12 protein-coding genes are annotated in these 13,321 nt (G+C 48.6%); 4 read left to right on the top strand and 8 right to left on the bottom strand.

What is annotated here, in order from left to right; genetic code table 11:
- Nucleotides 1-63: 63 nt before the first annotated feature.
- Nucleotides 64-597 (bottom strand): LytR/AlgR family response regulator transcription factor, encoded by a 534-nt coding sequence (locus AC23NW_RS35145; protein ID WP_487455278.1) that lies wholly within the window; start codon nt 595-597, stop codon nt 64-66.
- A gap of 207 nt (nt 598-804) precedes the next feature.
- Nucleotides 805-1,626, bottom strand: coding sequence for a sensor histidine kinase (locus tag AC23NW_RS35150; RefSeq protein WP_487455279.1), 822 nt, complete (start codon nt 1,624-1,626; stop codon nt 805-807).
- Nucleotides 1,627-1,861: 235 nt separating this feature from the next.
- Between AC23NW_RS35150 and AC23NW_RS35155 the strand changes: the two genes are divergently transcribed.
- The 3 genes from AC23NW_RS35155 (at nt 1,862) to AC23NW_RS35165 (ending at nt 6,462) form a co-directional block, all read left to right on the top strand.
- Nucleotides 1,862-2,263: a DoxX family protein gene (locus AC23NW_RS35155; protein ID WP_487455280.1), complete on the top strand. Its 402-nt coding sequence runs from the start codon at nt 1,862-1,864 to the stop codon at nt 2,261-2,263.
- 92 nt (nt 2,264-2,355) lie between these two features.
- Nucleotides 2,356-5,142, top strand: a complete 2,787-nt coding sequence (locus tag AC23NW_RS35160; protein ID WP_487455281.1) for a choice-of-anchor Q domain-containing protein — start codon at nt 2,356-2,358, stop codon at nt 5,140-5,142.
- Nucleotides 5,143-5,325: 183 nt separating this feature from the next.
- Nucleotides 5,326-6,462, top strand: coding sequence for a hypothetical protein (locus AC23NW_RS35165; protein WP_487455282.1), 1,137 nt, complete (start codon nt 5,326-5,328; stop codon nt 6,460-6,462).
- Between the two features lie 100 nt (nt 6,463-6,562).
- Here AC23NW_RS35165 and AC23NW_RS35170 read toward each other — a convergent pair whose 3' ends face one another.
- From AC23NW_RS35170 to AC23NW_RS35180, 3 genes are all read right to left on the bottom strand, one after another.
- Nucleotides 6,563-7,582 carry a S41 family peptidase gene (locus AC23NW_RS35170; protein WP_487455283.1) on the bottom strand — a complete coding sequence of 340 codons (1,020 nt, stop codon included), beginning with the start codon at nt 7,580-7,582 and terminating at the stop codon, nt 6,563-6,565.
- A 230-nt stretch (nt 7,583-7,812) separates the two neighbouring features.
- A complete protein-coding gene (locus tag AC23NW_RS35175) occupies nt 7,813-9,015 on the bottom strand; it encodes an FAD-dependent monooxygenase (protein ID WP_487455284.1) in 1,203 nt (400 codons plus the stop codon).
- 170 nt (nt 9,016-9,185) lie between these two features.
- Nucleotides 9,186-9,599: a DUF3592 domain-containing protein gene (locus tag AC23NW_RS35180; protein ID WP_487455289.1), complete on the bottom strand. Its 414-nt coding sequence runs from the start codon at nt 9,597-9,599 to the stop codon at nt 9,186-9,188.
- Between the two features lie 555 nt (nt 9,600-10,154).
- On the opposite strand from AC23NW_RS35180, the gene AC23NW_RS35185 reads away from it, so the two are divergent.
- Complete coding sequence (locus AC23NW_RS35185) at nt 10,155-11,168, top strand: site-specific integrase (RefSeq protein ID WP_487455285.1); 1,014 nt, start codon at nt 10,155-10,157, stop codon at nt 11,166-11,168.
- 39 nt (nt 11,169-11,207) lie between these two features.
- On the opposite strand, the gene AC23NW_RS35190 is transcribed toward AC23NW_RS35185, so the two are convergent.
- The 3 genes from AC23NW_RS35190 to AC23NW_RS35200 form a co-directional block, all read right to left on the bottom strand.
- Complete coding sequence (locus AC23NW_RS35190) at nt 11,208-12,152, bottom strand: DUF808 domain-containing protein (protein WP_487455286.1); 945 nt, start codon at nt 12,150-12,152, stop codon at nt 11,208-11,210.
- 127 nt (nt 12,153-12,279) lie between these two features.
- Nucleotides 12,280-12,741 (bottom strand): cupin domain-containing protein, encoded by a 462-nt coding sequence (locus AC23NW_RS35195; protein ID WP_487455287.1) that lies wholly within the window; start codon nt 12,739-12,741, stop codon nt 12,280-12,282.
- Nucleotides 12,742-12,830: 89 nt separating this feature from the next.
- Nucleotides 12,831-13,196 carry a hypothetical protein gene (locus AC23NW_RS35200; RefSeq protein WP_487455288.1) on the bottom strand — a complete coding sequence of 122 codons (366 nt, stop codon included), beginning with the start codon at nt 13,194-13,196 and terminating at the stop codon, nt 12,831-12,833.
- Nucleotides 13,197-13,321 lie beyond the last annotated feature (125 nt).

A 13,321-nucleotide genomic window follows, 5' to 3' on the forward strand; every position in this document is an offset into this window, starting at 1 on the left:
TTATGACTAACGGATTGCGTCCGTTAAGGCCATAATTCCTTAGCGTAATTCTTTGTCCCGTTGCTAAAAGAACCCCATGTAGACCTGCGTTGCCGTAAATAACTTCAGGTAATTGCCCCAGCTTTGACCATAGAACAGGTCATCATAGTTTATTCGTATGCGGTCGCCGTCTACCTTTATTACCAGAGAACCCGCTGTACTTACCGGCAGGGCATGTTGTTGTGTCGGCTCTGCGGATAAGCTGCCGATCACTTTATCGACCGCTTTCAGGAACCGCGCAAACTCAATGGGCTTCAGTAAATAATCGGCTACACCATAGTCATAACTTTCCAGAGCAAACTCCGAGTATGCCGTCGTTAAAATGACGAGGGGCGGGTGGGCCAGGGTCTGAAGCAACTGTAGCCCGGTAATCTGTGGCATGTTAATATCCAGAAACAGCAGATCAACGGGTTGCCGGTGCAGGAAATTAATCGCCTCAAGGGCATCGTAACAGCTACCGGCCAGCTCAAGCTGATCAACCTGCCCGATGTAATGCCGGAGAACATAGTGAGCAGCCTGCTCGTCATCAATAATCAAACATGTTAAGCGGCCGGGCATGTTGTCTTTGGGTTAACTGAATGGCTAAACGGGTAATAAACCGGTCGTTTTCATGAAGCAGGACCAGTTCATGTTGTTGCGGATACAGCATATCGAGCCGCTTCCGGGTGTTTTCTAAACCGACACCGGTTGACCCTTCTGCCGGTTTATGTACGGGCAGTGAGTTGTTAATCGTGAGGTCTAACCGGTTTCGTTTCAGGTGTATCGTTATATCGACAAAGCAGCCTTTAAGGTCGCCCGTTCCGTGTTTAAAGGCATTTTAACCAGGGGCATAAGCAACAGAGGTGCCAGCTGGTAGCTCTGTAATGCCGGTTCATCTGCCGGGGGCTGGTAACTGATCCGGCAGCGTTTTCCCAGCCGTTCCTGCTCCAGGGTAATGTAGCTGGTAATAAACTCGATTTCCTGTTGCAGCGTGACCCATGCCCGGCGGCTGCTTTCGACCTGATACCGCATCAGCTTCGATAGCTGCATCAACAGTTCCGGCATGCGGGCGGGCTCGTGCAGACTGATCCCATACAGGTTATTCAGCGTGTTAAAAAAGAAGTGAGGGTTGAGCTGGGCATGCAGAAAACGGATCTGTTCATCCTGCTGGAGTACCTGGTCGGCGTGGCGCTGTTGTTGTTGCTGATAAAACCGCTGTATCAGAAAAACAGCAACCAGTACCAGCAGGCTTACAAAGCTGGTAGCCAGTAAAAAAAGCCCGGTTTCACGCCACTGTTCCAGCGGGCATAATTCTGGGTAAATCCTGTAATTGGCTACCCAGACAAGGAAAGTCCCAGGCACCAGGGCAGTTACGGTCCAGAAAATATAGTGCCGGACCTGCCGGGAAAACAAGAGCGGAAACAGGACAAAACGATGGAACTGGGCCTGTCCGTACAGGATGAGGAAGAACAGCAGCGCCCGTCCGAAATCATCTGCGGAAGTAAGCCGGTTCCATGCGTTCAGGGACATCAGTACGAATAGGAACAAAAAAATCAGGACTTCCTGTGTCCAGACTTTCAGGGTGTTCCGGCCATTGGACCAGTTCATGTCTTGACTTAGTTTCGGGCAAAAGAACCGAAAGGGATCCGCATTTCCAATTGAAAATGACCAATTGCGTTGGTCATCAAAAAGCAGGGGTTGATCATTTTTACCCGTCCTTTCTGAAACGCCGGGGCGTACTTTGATCCGGTAATTCCAGCTACGAGGTAGCTGCCTGTTCAGAATGAATACGCGACAACTCAATGACGTTCAATCAATACTCTGTTCTAATCGATTAGTTATCATGCAATTTCTGAAAACGGATTTCTCCTTACAAGCAGTTAATGGTGCCAGCCTTTGGTTACGGCTTGGTTTAGGTCTCTCCATGATCCCGCATGGCTATGAAAAGTTAATACACTTCAGTGAACAGAAAGCCGGCTTTCTGAATCTGTTCGGTCTTGGAACTACTGTTTCGCTGGCGCTGGCCATCGGAGCGGAGTTTTTCTGCTCCATACTGCTCATGTTGGGGCTGTTAACGCGTGTGGTGATAATTCCGTTACTCTGCACTGCCCTGGTCATCGTATTTATTGCCCATGAGGGAGATCTGCTGGGTGATGGGTCGGCAGGTACCCTTTTTCTGATTGGCTACATCACCAGTCTGCTCTTAGGGCCCGGAAAGTATAGTCTGGATGCGCTCCTGCACTAGTCTGACGTCAGGTTGCGACATATCAACGTCTGCTCGTTGATTCGTCGTAACCTGAGTAGTACTTTTATCGCCCCATTCAAACGGGCTAACTTATGCTTTCTTTTTTACGTCTTTTCTGCACTGTTTATTTAGTATGTAGTCTGCGGGTTTATGGTCAGTCCGTTGTTTATGTAACCGAATACGGGAGCGGTAATTTTTCCGGATCCTCATGGGCCAATGCAAGCACATCATTTACTCTTCGTACCCGCCTGGCGACGGCTCCGGCAGGTACACAGTTCTGGATCGCAAAGGGTACGTACAAAACATCGGTCAATAACAATAATAATCGCGCTGATAGCTTTGTGATTCCTTCCGGTGTACAGGTTTATGGCGGTTTTAAGGGGTTTGAAAACGGATTACAGGAGCGTGAGCTTACCGCCCCGTCTTCTACTACATTTTCCGGAGAGATCGGTTTCAGTAATACCAGTGATGATAATGCCCTCCATGTTGTTACGTTTACGAATGCGTCTGCGGATACGCGTTTAGACGGGATCGTTGTAACCGGTGGCTATGGGTATGAAGGAGCAGGAATTTTTAATAATGGTTCCGGTGCCGGCAACCAAAGTAATCCGGTGATTGCAAACTGCTACATTGTGAATAACACGGCGTCGTATGGCGGGGGGCTGAATAATTATGGCTATCAGGGGAGTTGCAGTCCTACCGTCATTAATTGCGTCTTCAGCCGTAATGGAGCCTGGGTCAACGGCGGCGGGGTTTATAATAACGGCTATCAGGGCAACTGTCAGCCTCGTTTCATTAACTGCCTGAGCAGCGGGAACACGGCAAGAGATGGAGGGGCTTACTATAATGAAGCCTTCGGCGGGATTTGCCGGCCTGCCTTTATTAACTGTACGCTGGTTAATAACCACGTGACGACTCCGGCCGTCAGCGGAAATTACAATAGCGGTGCCCTGTATAATGACGTTCCGGGCAATCAGGGTACGTGTGAGCCGCTGCTGCTGAACTGCATTATCTGGGCCAATACGGCCGAATCGGCCCCTTCAGTGCTGTCCGGCATATACAATAATGGCCAGGTTAGTCTGACGATTACCTATTCAACGATTCAGGGCGGGTATGCCGGAGCCGGTAACAGTGATCAGAATCCGCAATTGACAAGTACGTATATGCCCTCTGCGGGGTCGCCGGTGATCAATGCCGGTGATCCGGCCAGCACAACGGCCACGGTCGCTCAGCAGGATGCGGCGGCGAAGCCACGTATCCTTAACGGGCAGATTGATCAGGGGGCTTACGAATATCAGTACCGTTATCCGGCTGGTACTAGGCTCTACGTTACAGTATCAGGGGCGGGCACCTTTTCCGGAGCAGACTGGAACAATGCCTTATCGGCAACGGAATTTCCGGAAGCGCTGCTGGTAGCCGATGCAGGGGTCAGTTTCTGGGTAGCCCAGGGTGTTTACCTGCCCACGCAGTCCACCAGCCGTCACCGTAGTTTTGTCATTAATTCCGGCGTTGACGTCATAGGTGGTTTTGCCGGGCAGGAAACGGACATAAGTCAGCGGATTATTTCCCGGTATCCGACGATCTTTTCCGGAGATATTGGTCAGATCGGGTCTACTGCAGATAATTCCTATCAGGTCGTCCGGTTTGGACCCGCTTCGGCTGCTACCAAACTAGATGGGGTAACCATCCGCGATGGCTATGAATCGCGTGACTATGGTGCACTACAGACACCAAAAGGAGGAGCAGGGGTTTATTTTGACGGCAGTGGCAGCGGAAACCGTTGCGAACCTCAGCTCATTAACTGCATCATTACGGCTAACCGTAGCACCAAAGCGGGAGGCGGCCTTTATCTGGATGCTGAATCGGGCGGGTATTGCCGGCCAACGCTGGAAAGTACGACGATCAGCCAGAACATTGCCTCTGATTATGGCGGCGGCATTTACATTCATTCTAATAACGGCATTGGTAGTATAGCGCTGTTGCGATGCCTGCTTACGGATAACGCTGTATTCGGATATGGCGGCGGGTTTTATGTACAGGCTGTTAACTCAGCCGCTTCCCGCATTCTGCTGCAGGCGAATCAATGTATATTCCGGAGAAACCGGTCTTCTTATGTAGGCGGCCTGATGCGCATTTCGACAACGACCGGGGGTAAGTACGAATCATTTTTTACCAATTGTTTACTGGACGATAATACTGCCGGTGAACAGGGCGGACTTTTTTCCGTACAAGCTTCATTCTATAGCGAAGTAAGTCCGGTATTTACGAACTGCACATTCGTTAACAACAAGGCAGTTAGTAACAACGGGAATACGTTTTATACCGATATGGAGGCCAGTTGCGCCGTTAATTATAGGGTCCAGAACAGTATTTTGTTACAACCGGGGCTGGCTAACACAACCGGACCTGACCGGGGTACTCCTGCCTATCAGATAACGTATTCAATTTTTGAAGGCGGTTATTCCGGTGCAGGGAATGTGGATACTGACCCGAAATTTATCAACGCAGCTGCCGGAAACTATCAGCTGCAGACCGGAAGCCCGGCCATGAATACGGGTGACCCGTCGAGCACAACGGGAACCGTATCGGCACGGGATCTGGCCGGTAACCTCCGGATCGTAGGCCTCCGTATCGACATGGGTGCTTATGAATCCCCTTTGTTTATAACTGCCCGGCATGGTGCCTGGAACGAACCGGATACATGGGTTGGCGGACAGATTCCGGAGCCCGGAGCGATGGCGCTGATCCGGCATACCGTTTACATACCCTCAGGGTATAAGGCGCTTGCCCAGAAAGTCACCTGTGAGGAGGGAGCAAAACTAATCCTGTCAGAGGCAGGCCAGCTCCGGTTGGCGCCCAGACAGGACGGGTCACAGTAGTTGTTTCGCCGGTGATTTAGTAATGGTGTTAATCCGCTTTCCATCATTATTAAATTACCGGCGAAACTAAACATATATTGATTTTTACGGTAATTTGAGGGGTTTTCTGTTGAAACAGCGTTTATATCAGCCTGTATCAACACCACGCATCTGCCGGAAACGCAATAAACCGTTACACTCACTATGAAAAACATTTTACTGGCTGTCAGCCTGCTGCTTACGCTGACCTGTTTTGCCCAGAAAGAAAAACCGGTCAGCGACTCGGCCCGGTTTACAAAGTACCTCTCCGGCGCTGTAAGCTCATTCACGTTTGACGGTAAGAAACCAACCGGCGCCGGCTGGGATATACTGGAAAAGCATTTTGCTGAAAATCAGTTTGTTGGCTGGGGCGAATACCATAATTCCCCGCTGCTCTCGCAACTGGCAGCCTATGCCCTTGAACGGGCATCAACGTATGGGTTTAAAAACTGGTGTGTCGAAGTAAGTCCGTTTGTTGCGTCTGAACTCTCACGGATGGCGCGCTATAAAAATCCGTGGGACAGCCTGGCCGCCGTATCCAGAGAGCATCCCAAATACGGCACCTTCCCCTTCTTCAAAACCACTGACGATGCCCGGATGCTTGCTGCCGCCGGAACCTACAACTATGCGATCTGGGGAATTTATCAGGAATTTCAGATGGCGTTTCCATATGCGATTAACCGGGTCTATACGGCCCAGTCACCCAAAGTAAGGCAGGCCTATAAAGCCGTTCGGGATAGCCTGCTGGCCAGATGGTGGATGCCCAAAATAAAGTTGCTGGACAGTCTGCGCAACGGGATTCCGCAGGAAAACTATAAACAGGTGCTCGATGACATCAAGGTGTCCGGCCGTATATACAGAGAAGAAAATTCGCTGATGCGGGCTTCGTTAATGAAAAAGAACTTTTATTCGTATTATGATCACACAAAGACCCGGCACGAGAAAGTATTTTTCAAAATGGGGGCCAACCATCTGGCAAAAGGACTCAACCTGATGACCTCCCTCTATGACATCGGGAATGCGGTCTATGAACTGGCACAGCATAATCAGACCAGCTTTACCAATGTTTATTTTATGCTTCGCTATACTACCGAAGACGGAAAAGTCATTGATGATCTGGCCAGTGCCCAACCCGAATACCCGAAAGAATTTCTGAAGCTCTACGACAAGGAAAAATGGGTGGTCGTTGATGTACGCCCGCTCCGGGTGCGCTATGCCAATGACAAAACGCTTTCTGAGGATACCTGTCAGCTTCTTTACAAGTATGATTTTGTTGTTGTGTCTCCTGAAGTTCAGCAATGATGACTCAATGAGTGAAGCAATGGCCGTTAGTATACTATGTATTATCTCCACAAACGGGTCAATAGTAGTCAGATCAGCTAAAACCGCATAGTGCCACAAATTACCATCCTAGCTGCTGAATTAACGACGAAATCTCACCGTTTGCAGGGAGTTTATAAGGGATATCGGCAACCAGCTTATTCTCTTTTGAGCGGCCGGCCGGGCGGATCCATTCTTTAACGCCGAAACGCAATTGTAGCTGCGTATGGGGCAAAACAACCGAATACATTTCACCAAAGTGGGTTGGATGTCCGTTAACAGGGGATTCACCGGCTAACGGTGCGATTTTGTTGTCTTGTATCAGGGTTGCAAATAAAATCGCACTGGAAAACGTCTTTGGCCCGATAAGCACAATCACCTTTCCTGTAAATGGATTGGCCACCTTCTCTGGCTGCACTTGACTGGAAGAATTTTGCAGAACTTCGCCTGGTGTCGCTTTCTGGTACGATGCATCGCTAAGCCCCCAAGAAGTCAGTTTGGCCAGGTACTCATCACTACGTTTCCAGTTCATCGAATAGGACTGATAAGGCTTTTGGTAAATATGGTTGATAATCATATTCCCTACGGCAGAGGCACCACCATCGTTGTCACTTATATCAATAGCCAGGCGGGTAACGCCATCGTGGTGTATCAAGGCAAAAATGCTGTCGATACAACGCTTATAAACCGGTAAATCCTGCCTGCCTTTTGTGGCGAAAGACCGTGCCCGAATATACCCCACTTTACCCATCCGTCTGTACGTAATGTTGGTCGTTATGCTATCCGACCAATTTGTGACTTTATGAACTGTCGCCCGGTTGCGAAGAGAAAGCGCAGCGTGTTCATCATCCAGTGGTATAAGAGCAGGAGCTGCTTTTTGGAGAAATCCGGCTGCGGATAAAGGTTGGTTCAGGCCTGTTTCCAGAGAATCAAGGTATGCCTCATAGCGTTGGCGGGTAAACCGCGTAAAAGGGCTGGCATGTACACGAAAAAGCTGCTTACGGATAAAACGTAAATCTTCCCGCATTGCCTGCGCGGAAAACAGCGTCTCCTGGGCGCTGACCGATGATATTAAACCAAAAAGCAAAACAATTCCAGGCAAGATCTTAAAGTACACACGATACATATTGTTACACAATCAAGTTTAGAATTCAGTTTTAATTGTCGTAATGCTAACTAAAGATGTGCACTGGAATTTAATGTTGCATCCGTAAGAATAATGGAGGTAAAATTTAATCAATCCGACTTTAGGGAAAGGATTCATATTAATATCCGCGCGCAGCGTGAATAATTTACGATATCCGCCAGGCATAGTACCGAAATAAGCTATTTCTAATATGGGGGCAGATCAATACCTTCATTTTCCGCTTTGGTATTATCAGAATTGAATAGACCCACTAACATTTGAACCGGTTTGCTGGCTACTATTCCGGCCACCGTATTAAGTACAAATACACCGGTTTTCGTTTTGGGGTAAACCAGCCCGGGGGTACCCGGCGGCAATTTCTGGACTTCTTCTACATAAGGGCGCATCAGCTTTTCGTAAGCCGAGAAGGCGTCCTCATGCCGCTCATGCCGTGACAATTCACCGGCCAGCACATAGGCTCCTACAATGGCCAGGGTTGTACCTTTTCCGCTGATAGGCGTAGGACAATATGCGGCATCGCCCACCATCGCCACCCGCCCGTCAGACCAGCGCCGCGCTTTAATCTGCCCGACTTTATCCAGGTACAAGTCATCGGTCCCGTCGAGGGCCTTGCAAATCCGGTCTGCTTCCCAGCCGGCACCGTCCAGTTTAGCTTTCAGGATACTTTTCTGTTCATCGACCGGCCGTTTCTCATAGGTTTCCGAGCTATCCTCTATAAAAGCGACTGATGCCCGGATCGTACCCTTATTATCCGGACGGAGCATCAATACACGGCGATTGACAGCCGTATACCAGCGCCACCAGGTAGTATCGTTTTCCTGCCGGGGGATGGTCATGTAGGCGATATAGAGACCCAGGGATTTAAACCTGGGTTCATCGCCGAACATAAGCTGCCGGGTGGCCGAGCGCACCCCGTCGGCCGCAATAACCAGATCAAATGTTTCGGTTGTGCCGCCGGCGAAGATTACGGATACTCCGCCGGAATGCTGCTCCAGCGCCTTTATCGAATCACCGAAGCGGTAACAGACATCCTCTTTTGTGCAATCATACAGAATCTGAGCAAGGTCACCCCGCAGAATTTCCAGTTCACGGGTTCCGGTGAGCGATGCGTCTTTGGGAAATTCCCCCGCTACCTTGCCATCCTGACCGATAAACTGCAAACCGGCTTCGGTTGTATTTTGGGCCAGAATCGCAGCTTCGATGCCCATCTTCCGGACTATTTTGCGGGCCGGACCATTAACGTCGATGTTTTGTCCGCCCAGGCGCAGGGTAGATGCCCGTTCAACAACGGTAACCTCGAATCCGTATCCGGCAAGCCAGAAAGCCATTGTCGAACCGGCAATACCGGCTCCGGATACTAGTATTTTTTTTGCTGCTGAAACAGACATGGTCACTTGCAGGGATTTTAGTTTAAGCCCGTCATTACGTACGAACGATACAATAACTCCGCTGTACCCTTGTTGTTTTCAAAACTGCCTTATGTTGACGTATTCATTCACATCCGGTAAACGGTTTACACACCGTTTATAATTTCATTTTTTAGTTATCTATACTGCGGTCAATTCCTGCCGGTTGAGTCCGGTAGTTTTCTATAGCCCAGTATTTTGAGACCAAACCAACTGAACAAAAGACCTAGCGCAATTGAAAAAAGGGCGCCCCGGATCAAACTAAAGAAAGTACCAATAAAGGTGTTGTCCGGCTCAGCAGGATCAAAATGAACTGTTACAGGAACATTTACTTCGTATTCGGCAGGTAAGGATCCGGATTGCCCTTTGCACCTGTATGTCTGACCACTCAGGGTTTTAAACTCCACGATGGGATAATAAACGCTCGACTTACCCGAACTCCGTTCATTAGCCACAACCCTGCCTTCAACCGATTGCCCGTTTAGAAACAACCAGCTGCCCCGATAAAGCTGATAAAGCGCTCCAATGCAACAGAGCAGACCAAGAATAAGGGGTAAATACTTCATAAGAGCCAGGGGTGAAGCCGCGTTTACATTTGAAGCAAAACTACATAGCTCAACTATTCTGGTCAATCCGATAAATATACGATGTAGGTCATCTGCTGAATCCAGAGACTATTCCTGATTTCTAACCAGTGATATATCTGGATGAGTTAGCCGAAGCAGTCCGGGCACATCGCTATATTGTTGCTACTCAAAATTTTCGACTGTTTTAAAAATAGCAAAAACTCGCCCTTAAGCATACTTAAATCGAGTCGTTATTAACAAACGAGACATACACAAACGTTTTTTTCATTCTGACACGGAGCCAACTATTTTTGGACAAATGACTAACAACTTCTCCTGAATACGAATACGCCGCATGAATGCATTAATACGAATCCGGGCCATTGTGGAGCAAATGGCAGAAATTCCGATGTAGAATAATTACTCACGATAATGTTTAATTATCGTGAGTAATCTGAAAATTATTAGCTACATTTACATAAAGCCGATTTACCTTGGAGAGACTTAATGGAAAATTCGTTTGTTTACTGTTGAAATAAGTTAAAAAAAGAAAACATGGCACGTAAAAACAAACAAGCCGGGAGTGAAGACCTGACAGCTGTATTCATAAATAACAATAAAGAACAGGGTCTGACTGAAACGGCTAGCCAGGCTAAGCGTGTACTGGATTTTTTTGAAAGAGGTCTGAGAGGAGCCGACAACAGTGCACGGGCTTTCGATTCCGATCTGGGACTTTACAAAGCCTGGTGCGAGGGCAGAAAACTGGATAGCCTGCCTGCGCAGGCAGGAACACTGGCACTCTATGCCGCAGAAATGATTGAAGTGCTTAATTACCGAACGCTCAGCCGGCACCTCTCATCGATCAACCGCTGGCACCGGCTTCGTAATTTACCCTTACCGCTACAGGACCCACAGTTGAAAATGGTGCTGCGGGGTATAAAACTCGACCATTACAAGCCACCCCGGCAGGCAGGGGCGTTTTCCCTCACCGAGCTGGAGCAGGCTCTACACGTGCGCGGCGAGACGGAGTCCGATCTTACCCATATTCGCGACCGTGCCTTGATTCTGCTTGGGTTTGCCGGTGCATTCAGGCGTTCTGAGCTGGTAAGTGTCAACATTGAGGATATCACGATTAAACAAAACAGTCTGGTAATTCGGGTCCGGAAAAGTAAAACCAATCAGTTTGGTAACCTGGATGAAAAATGGATTCCTAAAGGACGGAATGAACACATTTGCCCCTATGTATGGACACTGCGCTGGCTAAAGGCCCTGAACCGTACATCCGGCCCCTTGTTTGTCCGGATCAGGAAAGGCGGAAAACTAACCGATGACCGCCTTGCCGGCCAATGGGTCAATTTTGTCATGAAGCAATACTTTAACCTGCCGGGGCAGGACTTGTTCACCGCCCATTCACTCAGGGCATCGTTTGTTACGCAGGCCATTTCCAGAGGAGCGGGCGAAATTGCTATCATGCGGCAAACAAAACATAAAAGCAGCGAAATGATCCGGCGTTATGTCCGGATTAATGACATACGGAAACTGAATGCCGTAAATGAAATCGGCTATTAGGAAACCAGTCGCCCGGATTCCTGATAGCCGATTTCATTTTTACTGGTATTGCGGTTTATTCTTTTGGCCTGAAAAAAGCTTTTTGGCCCCGATTACCAGCTTCTCTACGACAAACCCTATCAAGAGTCCGCCTATGCCACAGGCAAGTGCCTTACATAGCCAGGCAACTACCGGCATTGCGGCCAGGGCGTGTTCTAAATCGTGTAGCAGGCGGGCTGTCACCGGTATGCCATGCGCAATGATTTCGCCACCCACCCAAAGCATGGCTGCGGTTCCGATATAACCCAGCCATGTCAAAAAGTGCGGCATAAATTTTACAATCCCACGTCCTATTTTTTGTGTAGTCGGGGGATATTTATCACTGGCCAGCAATACCCCGAAATCATCAGCTTTAACAATCAGCCCCACAAAGCCGTAAACAGCAATGGTGATGAAAACAGCCACCGCCGCCATCACTAAAATCTGGTTTACTATTGGCTGGCCGGTTACCTGATTATACGCAATAGCCATAATTTCAGCAGACAAAATTATGTCTGTACGAACGGCGCTATTCACACGTTCCTGCTCCAGTTCTTCGGGAGTGATTTCTTTTACAGGCTCCTCCTGGTCAGTGTGTTGAGCGGAGGAATGGTTAAACAATGAATGGACTTTCTCGTATCCCTCGAAACATAAATAAGCCCCGCCCAACATCAGTACAGGAGTGATGGCCCAGGGAATAAAATACCCCAGTAATAAGGCCGCCGGACTTAATATAAGCAGTTTATTGACCATCGATTTTTTTGCAATCCGGTAAATAATCGATAGCTCCCGGGAGGGATCAAGGCCAACCACATATTTGGGGGTAACGGCTGTATCATCAATGACTATGCCGGAAACTTTCCCGGTTGTTTTGGCTACCTGAGTGGGCACATCGTCTAAACTGGCAGCACTTGCTTTAACTAAAGCGGATATATCATCTAACAGAGCAAAAAATCCTGAAGGCATAAGTTGGTAAATTCGTTGCTGCACATATAAAAGTAAGGTCTATGGAGATTAACATATTTACCGGCTCAAAGTTGGTAAAAGTCCCAATTTTAGAATGAAATTATGACTTTTACCCTAAAGGATTGCTTTAACTGGCGGCAGGAATAAAGTCATATTTCTGCTGAATCAGGGCCATCGACTGCTGACTCATTGGTTGGCCACTGGAAAAAAACTGCCCTAATTCCTCGAAATACGCCTGAAAAGTCCCTGGGGTATCAATTTCCAGCATACGGGATCGCTGTTGACCCGGATTTGAAAATTGATGGACGACCCCGGCCGGAATATAAACCGACGTGCCCGCTTCAGCCTTTATGAATCGGCCGTCTACTACTATAGTTACTAATCCCTCGATTACATAAAAGGTATGCGTAGTGACCCGGTGAGCGTGGGGAGGAGGTCCGGGAAATCCTGCCGGCAGATCGTGTTCAAATACACAATACTGCCCGGCCGTATCATCACTCGTTGTTAAAAAAGTAGTCTTGCAGTCACCGATCCGGACGCTGTACCCGGTTTGGATTGATGAAATGGATGTCAACTCGGATTTAGCCATGAGTAAACGTTGTATAAATTTTTAGTAAACGATTTAAAAAGGAGAATAACGAGCCTGAAGGCTATTTTTGCCGGTCAGCACCTTCTACTTTACGGGCACCTGGCAGGACCCTGAATAAGTATAGATCGGCTTACGGGGGGACAGCCTTCGGTACTGTAAACAGTTAATGTATAGCTACCGCCGGTTTTGAGCTCTTCGGCAAAGACAGTGTAGGTTGCCGGTAGCCGGTAAACATTGCTGTAAACATAACCGGCAGGGCCGGTAAAAATAAAGGCCGAACCGGTTGCCGAAGCCGTTAACCGGGTTGGCTTATCGCAGGCCGCCACTCCTGAACTAGTGATCTCATCAATGCGGGCCGGTGTGCCAGATGCAATGGAAATGATCGTCTGAGAGCGGCAGGAGACCAGTTCCCCATTGCTGGCCGTAATGGTATAGCTTCCTGCTGCATTAATCACAAACTGTCCGTCCGGACTCCCGCTGCTTCCATTCAGGCTATAGGCTGGTACAGGGCTTTCTCATAAAACCCTATGCATGGTCATAAATTCGATTAGTGAGTTAAAATCATCCGCAAACTGATCGA

The sequence above is a fragment of the Arsenicibacter sp. R0_47 genome (assembly GCF_057652235.1).

Bases quoted from the DNA above. Each gene is read 5' to 3' on its own strand.
- AC23NW_RS35145 (WP_487455278.1), bottom strand. From the start codon at position 597: ATGCCCGGCCGCTTAACATGTTTGATTATTGATGACGAGCAGGCTGCT.
- AC23NW_RS35150 (WP_487455279.1), bottom strand. From the start codon at position 1,626: ATGAACTGGTCCAATGGCCGGAACACCCTGAAAGTCTGGACACAGGAA.
- AC23NW_RS35155 (WP_487455280.1), top strand. From the start codon at position 1,862: ATGCAATTTCTGAAAACGGATTTCTCCTTACAAGCAGTTAATGGTGCC.
- AC23NW_RS35160 (WP_487455281.1), top strand. From the start codon at position 2,356: ATGCTTTCTTTTTTACGTCTTTTCTGCACTGTTTATTTAGTATGTAGT.
- AC23NW_RS35165 (WP_487455282.1), top strand. From the start codon at position 5,326: ATGAAAAACATTTTACTGGCTGTCAGCCTGCTGCTTACGCTGACCTGT.
- AC23NW_RS35175 (WP_487455284.1), bottom strand. From the start codon at position 9,015: ATGTCTGTTTCAGCAGCAAAAAAAATACTAGTATCCGGAGCCGGTATT.
- AC23NW_RS35180 (WP_487455289.1), bottom strand. From the start codon at position 9,599: ATGAAGTATTTACCCCTTATTCTTGGTCTGCTCTGTTGCATTGGAGCG.
- AC23NW_RS35185 (WP_487455285.1), top strand. From the start codon at position 10,155: ATGGCACGTAAAAACAAACAAGCCGGGAGTGAAGACCTGACAGCTGTA.
- AC23NW_RS35190 (WP_487455286.1), bottom strand. From the start codon at position 12,152: ATGCCTTCAGGATTTTTTGCTCTGTTAGATGATATATCCGCTTTAGTT.
- AC23NW_RS35195 (WP_487455287.1), bottom strand. From the start codon at position 12,741: ATGGCTAAATCCGAGTTGACATCCATTTCATCAATCCAAACCGGGTAC.